This is a genomic window from Enterobacter cloacae complex sp. 2015409, assembly GCF_041365315.1.
In the GTDB taxonomy this organism is placed as follows: Bacteria; Pseudomonadota; Gammaproteobacteria; order Enterobacterales; family Enterobacteriaceae; genus Enterobacter; species Enterobacter pseudoroggenkampii.
The window spans coordinates 430,091-452,993 of the sequence record NZ_JBFTVM010000002.1; the positions used below are offsets into that span (position 1 = coordinate 430,091).

The following is a 22,903-nucleotide window of genomic DNA, read 5'->3' on the forward strand; positions in this document are numbered from 1 at the left end:
CTGATAGCCCAAAAGCGAATCTTTGCGCATTCTAACAGTAACATTCGAGGGAACAATGATTTTAGGTAAACGATTAGCCACAATTATTTTGAGTCTAACTGACAGGGGAACCCGATCACCAGCGAGCGGGTTTTTCCGTGTTGAGGTTGTCCAGAATGGACTTAAGTGAGGTGCCATCCGGGAAGATGAGATTGGGGGCGACTTCAAACAGCGGCCAGAGCATAAACCCGCGATTTTTCATATCGTAATGCGGAACGGTGAGACGTTCAGTGTTAATCGTCTCGTGACCAAACAGCATAATGTCGAGGTCCAGCGTGCGCGGTCCCCAGCGTTCGGCTTTGCGTACGCGGCCCTGCTGCAGTTCGATGCGCTGGGTATTGTCCAGCAGTGTTTCGGCATCAAGGGCAGTTTCCAGTACCACGGCGGCGTTGAGGTAATCGGGCTGATCCTGCGGCCCCAGCGGCGGCGTGCGGTAGAACGAGGAGACCGCCACGATCTTGCTTTGCGGAATCTCGCCCAGCGCCTGTACGGCAGCATTCACCTGCTCCAGCGGAGAGGCTAAATTGCTGCCGATGGCGATATACGCGAGGGTCATGCTGTCCCTTCACGACGCGGCGCGCGTTTGCGCGGACGACGATGACGGCGACGCGGTTCCGGCTCTTCATCCAGCCCGGTAAGCATATCTTTCTGCTCCGGCGGGGCGGAGACCTGGAATTCAGCCCACCACTGCGCCAGACGCTGCAGCTCCTGATTGCGTTCAATTTCTGCACGCAGCGACAGCAGATCGAAAGCGGCGCGGAATTTAGGATGCTCCATCAGCTTCCAGGCGCGTTTGCCCTGACGACGGGACATGCGCAGCTGAAGCTGCCAGATGTCGCGCACCAGGGTGGTAATACGTTTCGGAATGGCGAGCGTGCGGCAGCCTTCGTCCAGCACGTCGTTGGCAGCCAGCGCGAACGCATCGTAATAGGCGAGCCCGCTCTCCTGGGTAATACGCTGTGCCGTTTCCAGCAGCGGATACCAGAACATCGCGGCAAACAGGAACGCCGGGTTCACGCGCATGTCGTTGCGAATGCGGGTATCGGTATTCTTCAGCACCTGCGCAATCATCCGCTCCATTGGGCTGTCACCGTTTTCGGTGAAGTAGCGGGTAATGGTCGGGAACAGCGGCTGGAACAGGTTGTATTCGCGCAGCAGATTATAGGTTTCAAAGCCGTGGCCGGCCTGCAGCAGCTTCAGCGCCTCTTCAAACAGGCGAGCAGGCGGCACGTCGTTAATCAGCGTTGCCAGACGCGGGATCGGCTCTGCCGTTTCCGGGCTGATGCGCATATCAAGCTTGGCGGCGAAACGCACGGCGCGCAGCATACGCACGGGATCTTCACGGTAGCGCGTTTCCGGCGTGCCGATCAGACGGATCAGACCTTCTTTCAGGTCCTGCATGCCGCCGACGTAATCGCGCACGGTGAAATCCGCCACGCTGTAATAAAGGCTATTGATGGTGAAGTCGCGACGCTGGGCATCTTCTTCGATGGATCCGAAGATATTGTCGCGCAGCAGCATACCGTTCTGGCCGCGCTGTGACGTAGTGCGATCGGACGCGCCCGCTTCGTGGTGGCCGCGGAAGGTCGCCACTTCGATAATTTCCGGCCCAAACATCACGTGAGCCAGACGGAAACGGCGGCCAACGAGACGACAGTTACGGAATAATTTGCGCACCTGCTCAGGCGTGGCGCTGGTCGTCACGTCGAAATCTTTTGGTTTTTTGCCCAGCAGTAAATCACGCACTCCACCGCCCACGAGATAGGCCTCGTAGCCCGCTTTATTCAGTCGATAGAGCACCTTGAGGGCATTTTCACTGATATCTTTGCGGGAAATAGTGTGCTGCTCACGCGGAATAACCGACATGTGTGGCTGTGCAATAGCATCGTTCGCCATGCTCTCTTCGCGGCTTAGCACTTTACGGCAAAAATTAGCGACTCGGGTAAAAATGGTACACCTCGTAGTGTGTTTTGTTATGAAAAAAGCGGCTAATCATAGCTCAGCGCAACGCATTTGAGAATGCTGGATTTTTGGCACTGCCGCGAGCGTCCAGTTGGCAACGGCCATTTTCAGCAGTTCGTCAATACGCAGATCCTGCCATTCGTTGGTTACATTCTGGTTGAGAAATCGCAGCGCGTCGATCAAAACAGGACGCGGATCGCCGTCTGGCAGGGCCGGGGCGTGGTTCTGCTTTGACAATTTAAAGCCCTGCGCATTGACCGCCAGCGGCAGATGAATGTAGTCCGGCGCCGTCCAGCCAAACTGGTGATACAGCGAGATTTGTCGCACGGTCGGCTCGACCAGATCCGCCCCGCGCACAATTTCCGTCACGCCCTGGAAATGATCGTCCACCACCACGGCCAGGTTATAGGCGAACAGGCCATCGCGACGGTGAATAATAAAATCCTCACGCGCCAGACGTTCATCGGCATGAATCTCACCGGAGAGTAAATCGGTAAAGCGCGTCACCGGGGAGCGCTGATTGATACGCACGGCGGCATTTTCCGGAGGGAGATTAAGCGTGCGGCAGTGGCCGTCATAGACGCCGCCTGCGCTCTGGATACGCGCGCGGGTGCAGGTGCAGTTATAGGAAAGCCCCTGTGCGCGAAGCCAGGCCAGACGTTCCCGATACGCCTCGTGACGTTTTGACTGCCACAGAACCTCATCATCCCAGTGAAGACCGTAATGTTCCAGCTGACGCAGAATCGTCTCTGCAGCACCGGGAACTTCACGCGGAGGGTCAATATCTTCAATGCGGACGAGCCATTTTCCCTGGCGGGCGTGAGCCTGCAGGTAGCTGCCGAGCGCGGCAATTAATGAGCCGAAGTGTAATTCACCGGAAGGAGATGGCGCGAAGCGCCCAATATAGTGTGATTCAGACATATCAACAGTAACAAGGCGGGAGAGACTCCCGCCTTTAGAGTGTGTAAACAGCGCTGGTATTAACCGGCCATCTGTTTTTCGCGGATTTCGGCCAGCGTTTTACAGTCGATGCACAGATCGGCGGTTGGACGCGCTTCCAGGCGACGAATACCGATTTCAACACCGCAGGATTCGCAGTAGCCAAAATCTTCGTCTTCGACTTTTTTCAGCGTTTTCTCGATCTTTTTGATCAGTTTGCGTTCGCGGTCACGGTTACGCAGTTCGAGGCTGAACTCTTCTTCCTGAGCGGCACGGTCTACCGGATCCGGGAAGTTAGCAGCTTCATCCTGCATATGAGTAACGGTGCGATCGACTTCATCCCTGAGTTGATTACGCCATGCTTCAAGAATACGCTTGAAGTGCGACAGCTGGGCTTCGTTCATATACTCTTCGCCCGGCTTCTCTTGATACGGCTCCACCCCAGCGATGGCGAGAATACTCAGGGACGATGTTTTACGGTTTTGCCCTTCTTGCATGTTGCTTCTCCTTAACACGCACTATCGATCCCCGTGTTGGGGGAAAAATCAGGTCGCTATAAATAGCAGATGCTTTTCCGGATGGCAATTATCTAAACGTAACACTTGACAAGCCTGTGAGGAAAAGCGTATTTGCGCACGCGGCCAGAACACTTAATCGTCAATCGTCTAATCCCTTATAAGACAATGGGAAGAGAGGATCTCAGAGTCATATTATCGGCAGAAAGTTCCGCTTTATAAGCGAAAACCTCTACCCCCTGCTTTTGTGCCTCATTCAACAATTGCGCGTATTTAGGATCAATATGGCGGGCAGGGGAGAAACGCTCAATGGCTGAATGCAACACCGCAAACAGCAATACGGCGCGTTTGCCCGCCGCCGCAACACTCATTAGCTCTCGCAGATGCTTCTGGCCACGTAGCGTTACCGCATCCGGGAAGTAGCCATTTTCCTGCTCCGCTAACGTCACTGATTTCACTTCAATATAGCACTCCGGCCTGTCTTCCGCCTGTAACATGAAGTCAATTCTGCTGCTTTCATCGCCATATTTCACTTCACTTTTATGCGTGCCATAACCGACCAGTTCAGGAATGGTGCCATGGGTCAGCGCTTCCTTAACCAGTTGATTTGCGCGCAGGGTGTTAACGCAAATAAATGCCCCATTTTGGGTTTCGGTCATTTCCCAGGTATGGGCATATTTGCGTTTAGTATTTTCTGATGTGGAATACCAGACCCTGTCACCCGGCGTCGCACAGCCCGTCATGGCTCCGGTATTGGGGCAGTGCAGGGTGAGCTGTACCCCTTCGGGGGTGATCACGTCGGCGAGGAAGCGTTTGTAGCGTTGGATAAGCGTAGCGTGCTGCAGGGGGGGACTAAACTTCATCAGAATTCCTTTCGGTGTTGCCCAGCGTCCAGCGCTGTAGCGGCGTATAGCGGGTGCGTCCCTGAGCAAAGACGGATTCGTAAAGCGCGAATCCGTTGACCGGAAAGGCCCAGTGAAAACCCGGCGGCGGGATAGCAACGGCCTGACCGGCATCGCGCAGCAGCGTGATATGTGGATGAAACGGCTGTGGGCTCTGATAACAGCCGCTGCGCGCCGCCTGCGCGCGCAGCATGTTCGCCAGCTGCAATAATCCGCGCGGTGGCTGGCGCGTGCCCAGCCAGACCACGCGCGAACGCAGCCACTGACCCGCGTCGTCGAGGTGCAGCGTAAATTCCGGCTGGGCAATACGCCCGGCCATTGCGGCTAACGCCCGCTGCTTTTCGGCACTGACGTCGCCCAAAAAGGCCAGCGTCAGGTGCAGGTTAGCCGCCGCGACAGGGCGGCCGGCTTCCGGCGGGAAGCGATCGGCGCGCCAGCGAACAATTTGACGCTGTATCGCGTTGGGCAATTCAATGGCAAAAAACAGCCGTTTCGACTCAGGCATACGGAGGACTCGGTAATGATATGCGCCGATGCTACAATGTACGCCGACTAATGTTAACCCTCTGGAGCTGTTAGTGTCCTCATTGCCGGTCGCCGTCGTTCTTCCTGACCTTCTCGCTGCCTTACATCATGCCCCGCAGGTTTTGCTGAATGCCCCGACGGGTGCGGGGAAGTCCACCTGGCTGCCGCTGCAGATTCTGAAAGACGGGAACATCAGCGGGAAAATTATCCTGCTGGAGCCGCGCAGGCTGGCCGCGCGCAACGTGGCGCAGCGTCTGGCGGAACTGCTGAATGAAAAACCGGGCGAAACGGTAGGTTACCGGATGCGCGCCGAGACCTGCGTGGGGCCGAGCACGCGCCTCGAAGTGGTCACCGAGGGTATTCTCACCCGCATGCTGCAAAACGATCCGGAGCTCACCGGCGTCGGGCTGGTGATCCTGGATGAATTCCACGAGCGTAGCCTGCAGGCGGATCTGGCCCTCGCGCTGTTGCTGGACGTTCAGCAGGGACTGCGTGACGATCTCCGGCTGCTGATTATGTCGGCCACGCTGGATAACGAGCGGCTACGGCAGGCGCTACCCGATGCACCGGTCATCAGCTCTGAAGGGCGGGCGTTTCCGGTAGAACGCCGCTATCAACCGCTTCCCTCCCACCAGCGTTTTGACGAGGCGGTCGCCATTGCCACCGCTGAGCTGCTGCGCCAGGAGCCCGGTTCCCTGCTGCTGTTTTTGCCGGGTGTCGGTGAAATCCAGCGCGTGCAGGAGCAGCTTTCTACCCGCGTAGGCGGTGATGTGCTGCTTTGTCCGCTCTACGGCGCGCTGTCGCTCCAGGATCAGCGTAAAGCCATCCTTCCGGCCCCGGTGGGGCAGCGCAAGGTGGTGCTGGCAACCAACATTGCTGAAACCAGTTTGACCATTGAAGGGATTCGCCTGGTGGTGGATAGCGCCCAGGAGAGGGTGGCAAGCTTTGACCCGCGCACCGGGCTGACTAAACTTCTGACGCAGCGCATTAGCCAGGCGTCGATGGTGCAGCGCGCGGGCCGCGCGGGGCGTCTTGAGCCGGGTATCTGCCTGCATTTGACCAGCGCGGAACAGGCTGAACGCGCTGCACAACAAAGCACGCCGGAAATTTTACAAAGTGATTTGTCGGGCCTGGTGATGGATCTGCTTCAGTGGGGCTGCCCGGATCCTGGACAGCTTACCTGGCTTGATTCTCCGCCTGCCGTGAATCTCGCCGCTGCGCGCAATCTGCTGACCCAGCTTGGCGCGCTGGAAGGCGAGCGTCTGACGGCGCGCGGCCAGAAAATGGCGGCGCTGGGCAACGATCCGCGTCTGGCCGCAATGCTGGTGGCCGCGCTGGGGGACGATGAAATTGCCACGGCGGCAAAACTGGCGGCTATTCTTGAGGAGCCTCCTCGCGGTGGCAGCAGCGATCTGGGACAGGCGTTTTCGCGCAGTCAGGGGAACTGGCAGCAGCGGGCGCAGCAGCTCGGTAAACGGCTTAACAGCCGCGGCGGCGTACCAGACAGTGAGAGTATTCCCCGGCTGCTGGCGCAGGCTTTCCCGGACAGGATTGCGCGTCGGCGCGGGCTGGACGGTCGCTACCAGCTGGCAAACGGCATGGGAGCGATGCTGGACAGCGATGATGCCCTGACACGTCACGAGTGGCTGATTGCGCCGCTCCTGCTGCAGGGGAGTCACTCCCCGGATGCGCGTATCCTGCAGGCGATTGCCATAGATATTGACGCCCTGACCCGTACCTGTCCGCATCTGCTTCAGCAATCGGACATCGTCGAGTGGGATGATGCCCAGGGCACGCTGAAGGCGTTTCGGCGTAGCCAGATTGGTAAACTGACCCTCGGGACGAAGCCGCTGGCGAAGCCGTCGGAAGACGAGCTTCATCAGGCTATGCTGAACGGCATTCGGGAAAAAGGGCTGAGCGTGCTGAACTGGACGCCGGAGGCTGAACAGTACCGCATTCGCCTGCTCTGCGCCGCAAAGTGGCTACCGGAACATGGCTGGCCAGCGGTGGATGACGAGACGCTGCTGGCTACGCTTGAACGCTGGCTACTGCCGCAGATGAGCGGCGTGCACTCTCTGCGCGCCCTTAAAGCGCTTGATGTTAAGACTGCGTTACAGAATTTACTGGACTGGTCATTGCGTCAACGTCTGGATAGTGAACTGCCAGGGCATTACACTGTGCCGACCGGAAGCCGGATTGCCATCCGTTATCATGAGGATAATCCGCCGGCGCTGGCGGTTCGGATGCAGGAGATGTTTGGTGAGGCCACCACGCCGTCTATTGCGGAAGGGCGTGTGCCGTTAGTGCTTGAGCTGCTGTCGCCTGCGCATCGTCCATTACAAATCACCCGAGATTTGGGGGCGTTCTGGGCGGGAAGCTACCGTGAAGTGCAAAAAGAGATGAAGGGGCGATACCCCAAACATGTCTGGCCGGACGATCCGGCGAATACGGCGCCGACGAGGCGGACGAAGAAATATTCCTGAAAGGGTTGTGCGGCCTGATGCCCTCACCCCGGCTCTCTCCCACAGGGAGAGGGAGAACTAATTTTGAGAGATTTCTTCTTTCACAGGCCTGTGAAAGAAAAGAAAATCTGGCCTTTGCGCCTGAAAGTTGCGGAGAAAAAGCATGGCGGGGAATGACCGCGAGCCAATAGGACGTAAGGGAAAACCAACGCGTCCGGCGAAAGAAAAGGTAAGCCGTCGTCGCCTCAGAGATGAGGACTATGACGATGACTATGAAGACGATTATGAGGATGAAGAACCGATGCCGCGTAATGGAAAAGGCAAAGGGCGTAAGCCTCGGGGCAAGCGCGGCTTGTTCTGGCTGCTGCTGAAGCTGTTCATTGTTTTTGTCGTGCTGATGGCGATTTACGGCGTGTATCTGGATCAGAAGATCCGCAGCCGTATCGACGGTAAAGTCTGGCAGTTACCTGCGGCAGTATATGGCCGTATGGTGAACCTTGAGCCAGATATGTCCATCACGAAGAACGAGATGGTTAAACTGCTCGAAGCCACCCAGTATCGTCAGGTGTCAAAAATGACGCGGCCTGGCGAATTTACCGTGCAGTCCAACAGCATTGAGATGATCCGTCGTCCGTTTGATTTCCCGGACAGCAAAGAGGGGCAGGTGCGCGCGCGTCTGACCTTTGACGGCGATCGTCTGGATACCATCGAGAACATGGATAACAACCGTCAGTTCGGTTTCTTCCGTCTCGATCCGCGTCTGATCACCATGCTTTCGTCAGCAAACGGCGAGCAGCGCCTGTTCGTGGCGCGTAACGGCTTCCCGGATCTGCTGGTCGATACCCTGCTGGCGACTGAAGACCGCCACTTCTACGAGCATGATGGCATCAGCCTCTACTCGATTGGTCGTGCGGTGTTGGCTAACCTGACTGCCGGCCGTACCGTACAGGGCGCGAGTACGCTGACCCAGCAGCTGGTGAAGAACCTGTTCCTCTCCAGCGAACGCTCTTACTGGCGTAAAGCGAACGAAGCCTACATGGCCGTGCTGATGGATGCGCGCTACAGCAAGGATCGCATCCTTGAGCTGTACATGAACGAGGTGTACCTCGGTCAGAGCGGCGATAACGAAATCCGCGGCTTCCCGCTGGCGAGCCTGTACTACTTTGGTCGTCCGGTGGAGGAGCTGAGCCTGGATCAGCAGGCGCTGCTGGTGGGCATGGTGAAAGGGGCGTCCATCTATAACCCGTGGCGTAACCCGAAACTGGCGCTGGAGCGTCGTAACCTGGTGCTGCGTCTGCTGCAACAACAGCAGGTGATTGATCAGGAGCTGTACGACATGCTGAGCGCACGTCCGCTTGGCGTTCAGCCGCGCGGCGGTGTGATTTCGCCTCAGCCTGCGTTTATGCAGCTGGTGCGTCAGGAGCTGCAAAGCAAGCTTGGCGATAAGGTCAAAGATCTCTCCGGCGTGAAGATCTTCACCACCTTTGACTCCGTGGCGCAGGATGCGGCAGAAAAAGCGGCGGTGGAAGGCATTCCGGCGCTGAAGAAACAGCGTAAGCTCTCCGATCTTGAAACCGCGATGGTAGTGGTTGATCGCAACTCCGGCGAAGTGCGTGCGATGGTGGGCGGTGCCGAGCCGCAGTTTGCAGGCTACAACCGTGCCATGCAGGCGCGTCGCTCGATCGGTTCTCTGGCAAAACCGGCGACCTATCTCACTGCCCTGAGTCAGCCAAACCAGTATCGTCTGAATACCTGGATTGCGGATGCGCCTATCTCCCTGCGCCAGCCTAACGGCCAGGTGTGGTCACCGCAGAACGATGATAAACAGTTCAGCGGTCAGGTGATGCTGGTGGATGCGTTAACGCGTTCCATGAACGTACCAACCGTTAACCTGGGCATGTCGCTGGGACTGCCAGCGATTGTCGACACCTGGCAAAAACTGGGCGTATCGAAAGATCAGCTGCACCCGGTGCCGGCAATGATCCTCGGCGCGCTTAACCTGACGCCGATCGAAGTCGCCCAGGCTTTCCAGACCATTGCCAGCGGGGGTAACCGCGCACCGCTGTCTGCCCTGCGTTCGGTGATTGCCGAAGATGGCTCCGTGCTGTATCAGAGCTTCCCGCAGGCAGAGCGTGCCGTTCCTGCTCAGGCCGCCTACATGACGCTGTGGACCATGCAGCAGGTGGTGCAGCGTGGTACCGGGCGTCAGCTGGGGGCGAAGTATCCGGGTCTGCATCTGGCGGGTAAAACCGGGACCACCAACAACAACGTTGATACCTGGTTTGCCGGTATTGATGGCCGCGAAGTGGTGATCACCTGGGTAGGCCGCGACAACAACCAGCCGACCAAACTGTACGGGGCGAGCGGGGCGATGTCGATTTACCAGCGCTATCTGGCCAATCAGTCACCGGTGCCGCTGAACCTCGTTGCACCGGAAGATATCGTGGATATGGGCGTGGACAGCTCCGGTAACTTTGTCTGCGGTGGCGGAATGCGTACCCTGCCGGTCTGGACAACCAACCCGGATTCCCTGTGCCAGCAGAGCCAGCCTGAACAGCCGACGGGCAACCCGTTCGATCAGTCTTCTCAGCCACAGCAGCCGCAGCAGCAACAGCCGCAGCAGCAGAATGAGAAGAAAGACAGCGATGGCGTAGCCGGCTGGATTAAGGACATGTTTGGCGGAAACTGATTAGTTTCCTGAATAAAAAAGCCGCTTAGTGATAAGCGGCTTTTTTTGTCTTAACATTTATTCTTATTTTAATTTTAGTAAATGTCTAATTAAGAATTATTAATGCGTGATTTTTCTTTTTTTAATCAGTGCGTTGGTATCACTTTAAACTATTTTATTCGCCATCCTGCTGGACACGGTAAAGATTAATCTGATGTAATTAAGTTCGTGAGTTTCACTTTCCTCATGGGATGTTCTTATTAATGGTTTTTCGGGGCTAAGTGACGTCCAATTTTAAATGGCATTCTGGCGAAAAGTATTTTTCCCAGGAATGGATTCCATTATAAACATATATAAGGATGTTGTTATGAATAAGATAATTATTTCTTCTTTATTGGCCGGAAGCATTATGGCGGCTTTGTCGCTGCCGGTCTTTGCAGCGAATGATTCAGGTACGGTAAATTTCGCCGGAAAAATTGTGGCGGATACCTGCGAGATCAATGTTGATGGTACGGGGACCAATGAATCCACCGTCACATTCGCAGATACTTATCCTTCAGATTTTGGCATCGACGGTCAGGTCGGGACGTCTAAAGCTTTTAAGATTGAAGTAAAAAAATGTGACCCGCTGGTCGCCAAACTGAACCTCAAGTTCAGCGGCACAACGACAGACGCCGCGTACAAGCGTTTGAAGAACGATCTCTCCGGCGCAGGCAACGCCACTAACGTTGGCATCATTGTCAGCAACGACAACGGCTCCAAAGGCGATGTGGTCTTCGACGGTTCAGTACCGGATGCGGGCACCGACGTGGCTAACGATCCGACCGGCGCAGCGGCTTCTGTCTTTAACTACACCGCGAAAGTGATTCAGGTCGGTGATGCCGCGCCAACCGCGGGTCATTACTCCTCCTCAGCCACATTTGAGGTTGTCTATCGCTAAGCAATTATTGGCAGCCTGAACGGCTGCCTCCTGGAACGCTGTATGAAGACGTTATTTAAATTGTTATGTGGTTGTTTAATTATCTCTTGCTTTTCAGTGCAGGCAAGCGTTGTTCTCGGTGGTACGCGAATTATTTATCCATCGAATAAATCTGAAGTACAAATCGCACTTAAAAATAAAGATCCTCATACGCGTTATCTGGTGCAAAGCTGGGTCAGTTATCCCAATGATGCAAAGGCTCCCTTTATTATTACGCCGCCTGTCTATAAGTTGCAGGAAAATCGTCAGACGCTATTACACGTTATTTTTACCGGCGATAAAAACAGCCTGCCGGCAGACCGCGAATCACTTTTTCTGGCGAATGTGAAATCCGTCTCTGCACTCTCGCCCGATCTGAAAGAGAAAAACACGCTGCAGTTCGCGATGAAAACGCGCCTGAAGCTTTTCTGGCGTCCTGCTCAACTGAAGGAAACCGATGCCCTGGGAGCCTATGAAAAAATCACGTTCCATCGTCAGGGTGAGACGCTAATTGCAAACAACCCTACCCCTTTTTACGTCTCTTTTGGCGAACTGGCCGTTGGCGGGAAAAGTGTACCGGTGAAAGAGACCAAAACCACGCCGGGTGCCATTTCAATGATGGTTGCACCGTTTAGCAAGCAGAGTTTCGCGCTACCAAAAGCGGCAAATGGCGCGGTGACCTGGACGGCTATTAATGATTTCGGCGCCCAGACTCCTCTACGCAAGCAGGCTCTTTAAATCGATCATGTTGGTAAGTTATGTCGTCATCTTTACTTCACAAACAGGTACTGTCCGGGATCGCGCTGGCGCTGCTCGCCGCGATCCAGCCTGCAAGTGCGGATGACGAATTCAACCTGCGGATCCTTGAACTGGATACCCCTCTCGAAAATACCTCCACGCTCAAAAAATTCATCAATGATAATGGCTTACTTGCGGGGAGCTACCCCACGACGATTATGTGGGATCGGGACGTGCTGGATACACGTACGCTCACCTATGTGCTTTCTGACGACAAACAGCATCTGCTGCCGGAGCTGACCAAAGCGGACCTGCGCGAATACGGCGTGAAAGTTGACACGATCCCTGACTTAAAGGGTCTGGACGACGAGGCTTACGTTCGGGACATCTCTCATTTCATTGAAAATGCACGCTACGATTACGATCAGGATAACCAGACCCTGAAGCTGGTCATTCCGCAGATCTATCGCGATCGCGCCGCCGCCGGAGCGATTAACCCGAAATTCTGGGATGACGGCGCGCCTGCCGCCTGGACAAGCTATCAGCTCAGCGGCTCTCAGCAACACTATAGCTCGGGCAAAGCCTCTTCAACCTGGCTGGGTCTGGAGTCGGGGATGAATCTTGGCGCGTGGCGACTGCGTAATAACAGCACCTGGAGCGATGCTTCCGGCTGGGAGGCTATCGCCAGCACTTTACAGCGTGACATCAAAGCGTTGAAAAGCCAGCTTGAGATGGGGCAGACGTATACCAATGGCGAGCTTTTTGACAGCGTCCAGATGACCGGCGTGAAGCTGGAAACGGACACCGCTATGCTGCCCGTCAGCCAGCAAGGCTTTGCGCCCGTTGTGCGAGGTATTGCGAATAGCGACGCGAAAGTCACCATCAAGCAAAACGGCTATACCATCTATCAGACAAACGTCTCGCCAGGGCCTTTTGAGATCCGCGACTTGAGCCAGGTGACTTCCGGAGCCGATCTGGAAGTGACCGTCGAAGAGGCGGATGGCAGCGAGCATAGCTTCATTCAGGCCAGCGCGTCGGTGCCGGTGTTACAGCGAGAAGGCGGTTTTAAGTACTCGCTGGCAGCAGGGCGCTATCGCGGTAATGAAGGTGAAGATGAACCCATCTTTGCGCAAGGTACGGCTATCTATGGTCTGCCTTACGGCGTCACGGCCTATACCGGCGCGCTGGGGGCGTCACTGTATCATGCGCTGCTGCTGGGGCTTGGTGCCGACCTGGGGCACTTCGGCTCCGCATCTGTCGACTTCACCGCCGCGCGTACCGCGTTTGATGACGAGCTTGACGATGCTAGCGGTTTATCGTGGCGGGCCCAGTACTCCAAAGATATCCCTGACACGGATACGACCGTCACGCTTGCCAGCTACCGCTACTCTACCTCGGGGTTTTATACCTTTCAGGAAGCTATCGATCGGCGTGACGGCGAGATCGATGACGGCATTTATACCTATCGCAGAACCAACAACCGCCGTAGCCGCATGCAGCTAAACCTTTCCCAGCGTATTTCAGACTGGGGCTCGGCTTATCTCAACGGCTATCAGCAGGATTACTGGGATATGGACGGCCATGAGCGCAGCGTCAGCGCGGGGCTGAGCTCCAGCTGGCGCGATATCACCTGGTCGGTAAGCTACAACCTGACCCGCACGCCGGACGCCAATACCGACCGGCAGATGGCGTTGACGGTCAACATTCCGTTCTCAAAGTGGCTGCCTGACTCCTGGGCAACCTACAGCGCTAACACCGCCAGCGGTGGGTTTGTTTCGCATCAGGTCGGGCTCGGCGGCACCGCGCTGGAGGACAATAAGCTGAGCTACAACCTCCAGCAGAGCTATGCCAATCAGAATACCGGCTACGGCGGCAGCCTGTCCGGGCGTTACCGTGGCGCTTCCGGTGAGGTCGGGATGGGCTACAGCTACAGCGGTGATAATCGACAGTGGAACTACAGCGCGCAGGGGTCGATCGTTGCCCACGAGCATGGCGTGACGCTGGGGCAACCCGTACGCGACGCTTTTGCCATTGTGCACATTAAGGATGGCGATAACGTCAAAGTGCAAAACGGGCGCGGCATCTCTACAGACCGTTTTGGTAACGCCATAGTGCCCTCTATGACGGCCTATCGGCACAATGTCATCACCGTAAATACCCAGGATCGGGAAGATATTGATATCGATGCGGCAACGCTCGATCTCGTGCCGACGAAAGGGGCGGCTCTGCACGCGACCTTCGATGCTCGCGTTGGACGACGCGCGCTGGTGACCTTGCTCTACGCAGGTAAGCCCGTTCCGTTTGGGGCTGTGGTAGCGCTGGAGAGTACCACCGCCATCGTCGGGGATGACGGTGAGGTTTACCTCACGGGGCTGTCCGGCAAAACAACGTTTAGCGTGCAGTGGGGGGAAGAACATGTTCATCAGTGTCATGGGGAGCTGGATCTTCCCTCCCAGGGCTCAGCAGGGATCGTGAAAGCCACGGTCAACTGTCATTAAAAGAGGAATTTCATGAATCTACACTGTTCCATGAAAACGTTTTTCTTACCCGTGCTGATGTTGCTGGCGACCGCCTTTTTCCATTCAGCTCGAGCAGACTGTACTTTTAACGGCAGCTCTGGCGTGGATGCTGTGGTGACGTTTCAACTTCCGCCGGTGATTATTGTTGCTCCTGATACCCCGAAAGGCACAATCATTTACGATGACAGCGTTGAAGGTAAAGAAGTGGCCATAGACTGCAGCGGTGAAGCGCAAATACGGCGAGGCTATCTCTCCTTGACGGAAAGCGATGCGCGTGAAGATGTTATGCCTGGCGTTTATCAAACTAATGTCCCGGGGATTGGAATTCGGGCCGCTTCCTCGAATGAGCAGTTACCAAACTATAATGACGAGGATCTTGTCAGGCCAATGCACTATATCGGCTCAACACATGGCTATTCGCATGGAGTATCTACCTTTCGCGCCACTGCGCAGCTGGTGGTAACGGGCGATATTCAGGAAGGATATCTCGATACCTCACGATTAACCTCAATGGATATCCTGGGGAACGCGGTGATCGGTGAAATGCGGTTTTCGCCCACCAGCGTTCGCATTACGACCAACACCTGTAACCTGGTCGACCGTAACATTTATGTGCCTCTTAAAACGGTTAACGTTCAGGATTTTGACGGGCAATACTCAGAGATACTTACCGACAGCAGCTTTAAGATTGAAATCACCGACTGTTCTGCGGGGACAAAGATCGATTATCAGTTCACCAGCGCAGGCTCAACGGGCGTGAAGAACGGCAATATCCTCGGCATCGCTGCCGGAGATTCCGCCGCCGCGGGTGTCGGCATCCAAATTCTTGATAAGAATAATACGGTGCTGCAGTTTGATCAGAACTACACGGCGATAACCAGTACGCAGGACAAGATCCCAGTTGAAATCCCTCTCAAGGCGCGCTACGTCAAAACGGGGGAGGTTAAAGCGGGCAAAGTCGATTCCGTCGCCACGTTCGAGGTATTTTACCGTTAACCCTCTCTGCCCGTTTTGGCGGGCTTTAGCGATCATTTCGCTATCCTTATTAACCCACTCTTTTCATCTGGTTAATTCTTAAACCCTTAAATCTTGTAGGGCTGCTTACTGCTTGCTATGCAACCCGCGTTTCGCATATTATTCTGGCGCTCATAATAATAATTCTCGTTTACGTTATCATTCACTTTTCCATCAGAGAAACATCATGGCGCTTTCCAATACTGCTCAGCCAATGAACACGTCGCTGCGTAAACTCGCGGTCGTCGTCGCCACAGCGGTTGCCGGCGTGTCCGCGTATGCTCATGCGGCCGAAACCCCGAAAAAAGAAGAAACTATCACGGTAACAGCAGCACCTGCGGCACAGGAAAGTGCCTGGGGACCGGCGGCGACCATCGCTGCACGGCAATCGGCGACCGGGACCAAAACGGATACTCCGATTCAAAAGGTTCCACAGTCTATTTCCGTGGTGACCGCTGAAGAGATGGCGCTGCACCAGCCACGCTCGGTGAAAGAAGCCCTGAGCTACACGCCGGGTGTTGCGGTGGGTACGCGTGGCGCGTCTAACACCTATGACTACCTGGTCATTCGCGGTTTCGCGGCCGACGGTCAGACCCAAAATAACTACCTCGACGGTATGAAGATGCAAGGCAACTTCTATAACGACGCGGTGATTGACCCTTATATGCTGGAGCGCGCCGAGATCATGCGCGGCCCGGTTTCCGTTCTTTACGGAAAAAGCAGCCCTGGCGGCTTGCTGAACATGGTCAGCAAGCGCCCAACCACCGAGCCGCTGAAAGAAGTTCAGTTCAAAATGGGCACTGATAGCCTGTTCCAGACCGGCTTTGACTTCAGCGATGCGATCGACGATGACGGCGTTTACTCTTACCGCTTAACGGGCGTTGCACGTTCGAACAACTCGCAGCAGGAAGGCAAAGGTGAGCAGCGTTATGCCATCGCGCCTTCTTTCTCCTGGCGTCCGGATGATAAAACCACCTTCACGTTCCTCTCATACTTCCAGAACGAGCCTGAGACAGGCTACTACGGCTGGCTGCCAAAAGAGGGAACGGTTGATCCGCTGCCAAATGGCGATCGTCTTCCGACGAACTTCAACGAAGGCGCGAAGAACAACACCTACTCCCGTAACCAGAAAATGGTGGGATACAGCTTCGACCACGCATTCAACGATACCTTTACCGTGCGCCAGAACCTGCGCTTTGCTGAGAACAAAACCTCGCAAAACAGCGTATACGGCTATGGTGTCTGTACCGACCCGGCGAACAGCGGCAACAAGCAGTGCGCGGCACTAGCGCCATCGGATAAAGGCCATTATCTGGCGCGTAAATACGTTGTCGATAATGAAAAACTGCAGAACTTTACCGTTGATACTCAGCTGCAGAGCAAATTCGCTACGGGTGAGGTGGACCACATCCTGCTGACCGGCGTTGACTTTATGCGTATGCGTAACGACATCAACTCCTGGTTTGGCTATGACGACTCTGTTCCGCTGCTGGATCTCTACCATCCGGTGAACAGCGATTTTGATTTTGGTGCAAAAGACCCGGCAAACTCCGGCCCGTATCAGATCCTTAACCGTCAGAAACAGACGGGACTCTACGTTCAGGATCAGGCGCAGTGGGATAAGGTCCTGGTAACCCTGGGCGGCCGTTATGACTGGGCCGATCAGGAATCCTACAACCGCGTGACGAACACCACTTCCAAACGTGATGACACCCAGTTCACCTGGCGCGGCGGCGTTAACTACCTGTTTGATAACGGTATCACCCCGTACTTTAGCTACAGCGAATCGTTTGAACCGGCTTCGCAGACCGATGCCCAGGGTAAACTGTTCTCGCCTTCCAAAGGCAAACAGTACGAAGCGGGCGTGAAATACGTACCGAACGATCGTCCGATCGTTGTTACCGGTGCGGTATACCAGCTGACCAAAACCAACAACCTGATGGCGGACCCGGCGGGCTCCTTCTTCTCCGTTGAAGGCGGTGAAATCCGCGCGCGTGGCGTAGAGCTGGAAGCGAAAGCGGCCCTCTCTGCAAGCGTGAACGTCGTCGGCTCCTATACCTATACCGATGCGGAATACACCACCGATACGAACTACAAAGGCAACACGCCAGCTCAGGTGCCAAAACACATGGCATCCGTTTGGGGTGATTACACGATGTTTGATGGCCCACTGTCTGGCCTGACGCTGGGTACCGGCGTGCGTTACACGGGCTCCAGCTATGGCGATCCGGCGAACTCCTTCAAGGTGGGCAGCTACACCGTTGTCGATGCGCTGGTCAGATACGATCTGGCACGCGTTGGCATGGCAGGCTCGAACGTGGCGCTGCACGTGAACAACCTGTTCGATCGTGAGTACGTTGCCAGCTGCTTCAACACCTACGGCTGCTTCTGGGGTGCTGAACGTCAGGTTGTTGCTACCGCGACCTTCCGCTTCTAATCTCTGTCTGGGCACGGTTCGCCGTGCCCTTTTTATTTAAGTTGGCTGATATGCAGGATAATCAAACGCAACCCGACACCACCTTTACGCTCAACCATCTCTCCTTTCGCGTACCCGGGCGCACCTTGCTGCATCCGCTCTCTCTGACGTTCCCCGCCGGTAAAGTCACTGGCCTGATTGGTCACAACGGTTCCGGTAAGTCCACGCTGCTCAAGATGCTGGGGCGCCATCAGCCGCCTTCAGAAGGCGATATTCTGCTGGATGACCAACCGCTGGAGATCTGGAGCAGTAAAGCCTTTGCGCGCAAAGTGGCCTATCTGCCGCAGCAGCTGCCGCAGGCGGAAGGAATGACGGTGCGTGAGCTGGTGGCGATTGGGCGTTATCCGTGGCACGGGGCGCTTGGACGATTTGGCGTGGCCGACAGAGAGAAGGTGGAAGAGGCGATTGCGCTGGTCGGGCTAAAACCGCTGGCGCACCGTCTGGTGGATAGCCTGTCCGGAGGCGAACGTCAGCGCGCGTGGATTGCGATGCTGGTGGCGCAGGACAGCCGCTGCCTGCTGCTGGATGAACCGACCTCTGCGCTGGATATTGCGCATCAGGTCGACGTCCTGGCGCTGGTGCATCGCTTGAGCCAGCAGCGCGGTCTGACGGTCATTGCGGTTCTGCACGATATCAACATGGCCGCGCGTTATTGTGACTACCTCGTCGCGCTGCGCGGGGGCGAGATGATTGCCCAGGGTACATCCGCAGAGCTGATGCGCAGCGAAACGCTGGAACATATTTACGGTATTCCGATGGGTATTCTGCCTCACCCGGCCGGGGCTGCACCGGTGAGCTTTGTCTACTGATGCTCGATAACACACGCATTAGCCGCCGTCGCCTGCTGACGGCGATGGCGCTCTCACCGCTGCTGTTAAAAATGAATACGGCGCGTGCTGCCGCCGTCGATCCGCACCGCATTGTCGCTCTGGAGTGGCTGCCGGTCGAGCTGATGATGGCGCTCGGCGTCACGCCCTACGGCGTGGCGGACATTCCTAACTATAACCTCTGGGTGAACGAGCCGAAGCTGCCGGACTCGGTGATCGACATCGGCCTGCGGACGGAGCCAAACCTCGAGCTGCTCACCCAGATGAAACCCTCGTTCATGTTCTGGTCAGCGGGCTACGGTCCGTCAGAGGAGACCATGGCGCGCATCGCGCCCGGTCGTGGATTCGCCTTCAGTGACGGTAAAAAACCGCTGGCCATGGCGAAAAATTCGATTAACGAGATGGCGCGTTTCCTCAACCGCGAGGTCGAGGCCAAAAAACATCTCGACGAATTTGATGCCCTGATCGACTCCCTGAAGCCCCGATTTGCTCACCGGGGCGATCGTCCGCTGCTGATGGTGACGCTGCTGGATGCCCGCCATATGCTGGTTTTCGGTAAAAACTGCCTCTTCCAGGAAGTGCTCGACAGCTTCGGCATTCGTAATGCCTGGGAAGGGGAGATGACGTTCTGGGGCAGTACCGCCGTGGGTATCGATCGTCTGGCGGCGTTTCGCGACGTGGATGTGCTGTGCTTCGTTCACGGCAACGAGCGCGCCATGCAGACCCTGATGGCGACGCCGCTCTGGCAGGCGATGCCGTTTGTGCGTGAGCAGCGCTTCCAGCGCGCCCCGGCGGTCTGGTTCTACGGCGCGACGCTGTCGGCCATGCATTTTGCCCGCGTGCTGGATAACGCGCTGGGAGGGAAAGCATGAGTACGCGTATCGCCCGCTTCCCGGCGCTGCTGCTATCCCTGCTTTTTCTGGTTGCGCTGGTATTAACCGGGTTCAACCTCTCGACGGCGTTACCCCGCGCGCAGTGGGGGGCCGCTCTGGCCTCGCCGGATATCGATAATATTCAGCAGATGCTGTTCCACTACAGCCTGCTGCCGCGTCTGGCGATCTCCCTGTTAGTCGGCGCCGGTTTAGGGCTGGTGGGCGTGCTGTTCCAGCAGGTTTTGCGTAACCCGCTGGCAGAGCCAACCACGCTCGGCGTCGCGACCGGCGCACAGCTTGGGATCACCATTACCACGCTGTGGGCGCTGCCGGGTGCGTTAACCTCGCAGTTTGCGGCACTCGCGGGGGCGTGCGTAGTGGGTGCGCTGGTTTTTGGCGTGGCCTGGGGCAAGCGCCTTTCGCCGGTAACGCTTATCCTGGCCGGGCTGGTGGTGAGCCTCTACTGTGGGGCGATCAACCAACTGCTGGTACTGTTCCACCACGATCAGCTGCAAAGCATGTTCCTGTGGAGCACCGGCACGCTGACCCAGACCGACTGGAGCGTGGTGCAGCGCCTGTGGCCGCAGCTGGCTGGCGGTGTTGTGCTGACGCTGCTGCTGCTGCGTCCTCTTACGCTGATGGGACTGGATGACGGCGTGGCGCGCAACCTGGGGCTGGCGCTGTCGCTGGTTCGCCTGGCGGCGTTGACGCTGGCAATTGTATTGAGCGCCCTGCTGGTGAACGCGGTCGGCATCATCGGGTTTATCGGCCTGTTTGCGCCGCTGCTGGCGAAAATGCTTGGGGCGCGTCGTTTATTGACGCGTCTGATGCTGGCGCCGCTGATTGGGGCGCTGATCCTCTGGCTTTCCGATCAGCTTATTCTCTGGCTGGCGCAGGTCTGGCGGGAAGTCTCCACCGGCTCTGTGACCGCGCTTATCGGGGCGCCGCTGCTGCTGTGGCTGCTCCCGCGGCTGCGCAGCATGAGTGCACCGGCGATGGACGCGGGCGATAAAGTCTACGCTGAACGTCGGTCGGTGCTGTGGTTTAGCCTTGCCGGTCTGGCGGTGCTGATTATCGCCTCGTTCGCGGCGCTCTCATTTGGACGCGATGCCGCGGGCTGGCACTGGGCAACGGGTGATTTGCTCAATGAACTGCTGCAGTGGCGCTGGCCGCGTATCGTCGCTGCGCTGATCGCCGGGGTGATGCTGGCGGTGGCGGGGTGCATCATTCAGCGTCTGACCGGCAACCCGATGGCGAGCCCGGAAGTGCTTGGGATCAGCTCTGGCGCCGCCTTTGGCGTGGTGCTGATGCTCTTCTTCGTGCCGGGCAATGCGTTTGGCTGGCTGATGCCTGCCGGCAGTATCGGCGCGGCAGCCACGCTGATGATTATCCTGATAGCCGCCGGTCGCGGCGGCTTTTCGCCGCACCGCATGCTGCTGGCCGGGATGGCGCTCAGCACCGCGTTTACGATGCTGCTGATGATGCTGCAGGCAAGCGGCGATCCGCGTATGGCGAAGATACTGACCTGGATTTCCGGCTCGACCTACAACGCCACCGGCAGCCAGGTGGTCTGGTCCGGGATGGTGATGCTCGTGCTGCTGGCGATGGTGCCGCTGTGCCGCCGCTGGATGACCATTCTGCCGCTCGGCGGCGAAACCGCGCGTGCGGTGGGAATGGCGCTGACCCCAGCGCGTGTCGCGCTGCTGCTGCTGGCGGCGTGCCTGACGGCGACGGCAACCCTGACGATTGGACCGCTGAGTTTTGTGGGGTTAATGGCGCCGCACATTGCCAGAATGATGGGCTTCCGCAGGACGATGCCGCATATCGTCATGTCGGCCCTGACGGGTGGGGTGATGCTGGTGTTCGCGGACTGGTGCGGAAGAATGGTGCTGTTCCCGTACCAGATCCCGGCGGGTCTGCTGTCGACCTTTATCGGTGCGCCGTACTTTATTTATCTGTTGAGAAAGCAGAGTCGGTAGTCAGGTGCGGCCTGATGCCCTCACCCCAGCCCTCTCCCACAGGGAGAGGGAGAACATCGTAGGCCGGGTAAGCGTTAGCGCCACCCGGCAATGACCTTAGAGCTTCGCAAACACCTTACGCGCCGCGTCGATGGTGTTATTGATATCTTCTTCGCTGTGCGCCACGGACATAAAGCCCGCTTCGAACGCTGACGGTGCCAGGTACACGCCTTCTTCCAGCATCAGGTGGAAGAAGCGCTTGAAGCGCTCAACGTCGCACTTCACCACGTCCTGATAGCAGGTCACGGTTTTCGCATCGGTGAAGAAGATCCCGAACATGCCGCCCACGTGGTTAACCACCAGCGGAATACCGGCTTCCTCTGCCGCTTCAAGCAGTCCGTTTGCCAGCTGCGTCGTCAGGGCGGTCAGGGTTTCGTGAATGCCTGGCTGGGCCACTTCGGTCAGGCAGGCAAAGCCCGCGGCCATGGCTATGGGGTTACCGGAGAGCGTGCCCGCCTGGTAAACCGGGCCGGTTGGCGCCAGGGCTTCCATCACGTCCTTACGACCACCGAATGCGCCGACCGGCATGCCGCCGCCGATGATTTTACCGAGGCAGGTGAGGTCCGGCTCAACGCCGTAGTAAGACTGGGCACCCGCCAGCGCTACGCGGAAGCCGGTCATCACTTCATCGATGATGAGCAGCGCGCCGAACTCGTCGCACAGGGCGCGCAGGCCCGGCAGGAACTCAGGCTGCGGTGGGATGCAGTTCATGTTGCCTGCAACCGGCTCAACGATGATGCAGGCGATCTCCTGCGGATACTGCTCGAACGCCGCGCGAACGGTGTCCAGATCGTTGTAGGTGCAGGTGAGGGTGTGCTTCGCGAAATCTGCTGGTACGCCCGGCGAGTTCGGCTGGCCGAGCGTCAGCGCGCCGGAACCGGCTTTCACCAGCAGGCAGTCCGCATGGCCGTGGTAGCAGCCTTCAAACTTGATGATTTTATCGCGACCGGTAAAACCGCGCGCCAGGCGGATGGCGCTCATAGTGGCTTCGGTACCGGAGTTCACCATACGCACCATGTCCATGGTCGGCACCAGTTCGGTCACCAGCTCCGCCATTTTCACTTCCATTTCGGTTGGCGCGCCGAAGCTCAGGCCGCGCTGGGCAGCTTCAATCACCGCATTACGAATAGCCGGGTGGTTGTGCCCCAGCACCATCGGGCCCCAGGAGCCGACATAATCGATATAGGCTTTGCCATCGACATCATACAGATACGCGCCGTCAGCACGTTCGATAAACAGCGGCGTACCGCCCACGCCGGTGAAGGCGCGCACAGGTGAGTTCACGCCACCCGGAATAAGTTCGCGGGCTGCACTGTAGAGGTTTTCAGACTTGCTCATGGCGTCGTTCCTGGTTCGTATAAAATGATTAAGCCCACTATTCTAAGTGATTCGGGGAAGGTTATGAAATTTTTAGCCGGGTAATGCTTTAAGATTTGTTAAGTAATTTTCAGGAGACGGTGGGGCAGTCT

17 protein-coding genes are annotated in these 22,903 nt (G+C 57.0%); 10 read left to right on the forward strand and 7 right to left on the reverse strand.

What is annotated here, in order from left to right; all coding sequences use genetic code 11:
* Window positions 1-115: 115 nt before the first annotated feature.
* From folK to thpR, 6 genes are all read right to left on the reverse strand, one after another.
* On the reverse strand, window positions 116-595 hold the full coding sequence (folK, locus tag ACDO57_RS15675; protein ID WP_370884235.1) for a 2-amino-4-hydroxy-6-hydroxymethyldihydropteridine diphosphokinase: 480 nt from the start codon (window positions 593-595) through the stop codon (window positions 116-118).
* Complete coding sequence (gene pcnB / locus ACDO57_RS15680) at window positions 592-1,989, reverse strand: polynucleotide adenylyltransferase PcnB (protein WP_073961632.1); 1,398 nt, start codon at window positions 1,987-1,989, stop codon at window positions 592-594. Before pcnB ends, folK begins: the two co-directional genes overlap by 4 nt.
* Before the next feature lie 42 nt (window positions 1,990-2,031).
* A complete protein-coding gene (gene gluQRS, locus ACDO57_RS15685; protein WP_370884236.1) occupies window positions 2,032-2,922 on the reverse strand; it encodes a tRNA glutamyl-Q(34) synthetase GluQRS in 891 nt (296 codons plus the stop codon).
* Between the two features lie 59 nt (window positions 2,923-2,981).
* A complete protein-coding gene (dksA, locus tag ACDO57_RS15690) occupies window positions 2,982-3,437 on the reverse strand; it encodes an RNA polymerase-binding protein DksA (RefSeq protein ID WP_001155232.1) in 456 nt (151 codons plus the stop codon).
* Window positions 3,438-3,613: 176 nt separating this feature from the next.
* Window positions 3,614-4,318: a DNA/RNA nuclease SfsA gene (gene sfsA / locus ACDO57_RS15695; RefSeq protein ID WP_032649756.1), complete on the reverse strand. Its 705-nt coding sequence runs from the start codon at window positions 4,316-4,318 to the stop codon at window positions 3,614-3,616.
* Window positions 4,308-4,862 carry an RNA 2',3'-cyclic phosphodiesterase gene (gene thpR / locus ACDO57_RS15700; protein WP_267215227.1) on the reverse strand — a complete coding sequence of 185 codons (555 nt, stop codon included), beginning with the start codon at window positions 4,860-4,862 and terminating at the stop codon, window positions 4,308-4,310. Before thpR ends, sfsA begins: the two co-directional genes overlap by 11 nt.
* A gap of 73 nt (window positions 4,863-4,935) precedes the next feature.
* On the opposite strand from thpR, the gene hrpB reads away from it, so the two are divergent.
* The 10 genes from hrpB (at window position 4,936) to fhuB (ending at window position 21,395) form a co-directional block, all read left to right on the forward strand.
* A complete protein-coding gene (gene hrpB, locus ACDO57_RS15705) occupies window positions 4,936-7,365 on the forward strand; it encodes an ATP-dependent helicase HrpB (RefSeq protein ID WP_370884237.1) in 2,430 nt (809 codons plus the stop codon).
* Between the two features lie 142 nt (window positions 7,366-7,507).
* Window positions 7,508-10,033, forward strand: a complete 2,526-nt coding sequence (mrcB, locus tag ACDO57_RS15710; protein ID WP_370884238.1) for a bifunctional glycosyl transferase/transpeptidase — start codon at window positions 7,508-7,510, stop codon at window positions 10,031-10,033.
* A 346-nt stretch (window positions 10,034-10,379) separates the two neighbouring features.
* Window positions 10,380-10,952: a fimbrial protein gene (locus ACDO57_RS15715; protein WP_175557801.1), complete on the forward strand. Its 573-nt coding sequence runs from the start codon at window positions 10,380-10,382 to the stop codon at window positions 10,950-10,952.
* A 42-nt stretch (window positions 10,953-10,994) separates the two neighbouring features.
* Window positions 10,995-11,708 carry a molecular chaperone gene (locus tag ACDO57_RS15720; protein WP_048990247.1) on the forward strand — a complete coding sequence of 238 codons (714 nt, stop codon included), beginning with the start codon at window positions 10,995-10,997 and terminating at the stop codon, window positions 11,706-11,708.
* Window positions 11,709-11,728: 20 nt separating this feature from the next.
* Window positions 11,729-14,206 carry a fimbria/pilus outer membrane usher protein gene (locus tag ACDO57_RS15725; protein ID WP_370884239.1) on the forward strand — a complete coding sequence of 826 codons (2,478 nt, stop codon included), beginning with the start codon at window positions 11,729-11,731 and terminating at the stop codon, window positions 14,204-14,206.
* A 12-nt stretch (window positions 14,207-14,218) separates the two neighbouring features.
* Window positions 14,219-15,223, forward strand: coding sequence for a fimbrial protein (locus ACDO57_RS15730; protein WP_370884240.1), 1,005 nt, complete (start codon window positions 14,219-14,221; stop codon window positions 15,221-15,223).
* A 205-nt stretch (window positions 15,224-15,428) separates the two neighbouring features.
* A complete protein-coding gene (fhuA, locus tag ACDO57_RS15735; protein WP_370884241.1) occupies window positions 15,429-17,678 on the forward strand; it encodes a ferrichrome porin FhuA in 2,250 nt (749 codons plus the stop codon).
* A 50-nt stretch (window positions 17,679-17,728) separates the two neighbouring features.
* Window positions 17,729-18,526 carry a Fe3+-hydroxamate ABC transporter ATP-binding protein FhuC gene (gene fhuC, locus ACDO57_RS15740; protein WP_370884242.1) on the forward strand — a complete coding sequence of 266 codons (798 nt, stop codon included), beginning with the start codon at window positions 17,729-17,731 and terminating at the stop codon, window positions 18,524-18,526.
* Window positions 18,526-19,416, forward strand: a complete 891-nt coding sequence (gene fhuD / locus ACDO57_RS15745) for a Fe(3+)-hydroxamate ABC transporter substrate-binding protein FhuD (RefSeq protein WP_370884243.1) — start codon at window positions 18,526-18,528, stop codon at window positions 19,414-19,416. The genes fhuC and fhuD overlap by 1 nt, the downstream gene beginning before the upstream one ends.
* On the forward strand, window positions 19,413-21,395 hold the full coding sequence (fhuB, locus tag ACDO57_RS15750) for a Fe(3+)-hydroxamate ABC transporter permease FhuB (RefSeq protein ID WP_370884244.1): 1,983 nt from the start codon (window positions 19,413-19,415) through the stop codon (window positions 21,393-21,395). Before fhuD ends, fhuB begins: the two co-directional genes overlap by 4 nt.
* Before the next feature lie 96 nt (window positions 21,396-21,491).
* Here fhuB and hemL read toward each other — a convergent pair whose 3' ends face one another.
* The gene (hemL, locus tag ACDO57_RS15755) at window positions 21,492-22,772 is read right to left on the reverse strand and encodes a glutamate-1-semialdehyde 2,1-aminomutase (RefSeq protein WP_370884245.1); all 1,281 of its coding nucleotides are present in this window, start codon (window positions 22,770-22,772) and stop codon (window positions 21,492-21,494) included.
* Window positions 22,773-22,903: the final 131 nt, after the last annotated feature.

Bases quoted from the DNA above. Each gene is read 5' to 3' on its own strand.
- fhuA (WP_370884241.1), top strand. From the start codon at position 15,429: ATGGCGCTTTCCAATACTGCTCAGCCAATGAACACGTCGCTGCGTAAA.
- dksA (WP_001155232.1), bottom strand. From the start codon at position 3,437: ATGCAAGAAGGGCAAAACCGTAAAACATCGTCCCTGAGTATTCTCGCC.
- hemL (WP_370884245.1), bottom strand. From the start codon at position 22,772: ATGAGCAAGTCTGAAAACCTCTACAGTGCAGCCCGCGAACTTATTCCG.
- folK (WP_370884235.1), bottom strand. From the start codon at position 595: ATGACCCTCGCGTATATCGCCATCGGCAGCAATTTAGCCTCTCCGCTG.
- fhuB (WP_370884244.1), top strand. From the start codon at position 19,413: ATGAGTACGCGTATCGCCCGCTTCCCGGCGCTGCTGCTATCCCTGCTT.
- ACDO57_RS15720 (WP_048990247.1), top strand. From the start codon at position 10,995: ATGAAGACGTTATTTAAATTGTTATGTGGTTGTTTAATTATCTCTTGC.
- mrcB (WP_370884238.1), top strand. From the start codon at position 7,508: ATGGCGGGGAATGACCGCGAGCCAATAGGACGTAAGGGAAAACCAACG.
- fhuD (WP_370884243.1), top strand. From the start codon at position 18,526: ATGCTCGATAACACACGCATTAGCCGCCGTCGCCTGCTGACGGCGATG.
- thpR (WP_267215227.1), bottom strand. From the start codon at position 4,862: ATGCCTGAGTCGAAACGGCTGTTTTTTGCCATTGAATTGCCCAACGCG.
- sfsA (WP_032649756.1), bottom strand. From the start codon at position 4,318: ATGAAGTTTAGTCCCCCCCTGCAGCACGCTACGCTTATCCAACGCTAC.
- ACDO57_RS15715 (WP_175557801.1), top strand. From the start codon at position 10,380: ATGAATAAGATAATTATTTCTTCTTTATTGGCCGGAAGCATTATGGCG.
- gluQRS (WP_370884236.1), bottom strand. From the start codon at position 2,922: ATGTCTGAATCACACTATATTGGGCGCTTCGCGCCATCTCCTTCCGGT.
- fhuC (WP_370884242.1), top strand. From the start codon at position 17,729: ATGCAGGATAATCAAACGCAACCCGACACCACCTTTACGCTCAACCAT.
- ACDO57_RS15725 (WP_370884239.1), top strand. From the start codon at position 11,729: ATGTCGTCATCTTTACTTCACAAACAGGTACTGTCCGGGATCGCGCTG.
- ACDO57_RS15730 (WP_370884240.1), top strand. From the start codon at position 14,219: ATGAATCTACACTGTTCCATGAAAACGTTTTTCTTACCCGTGCTGATG.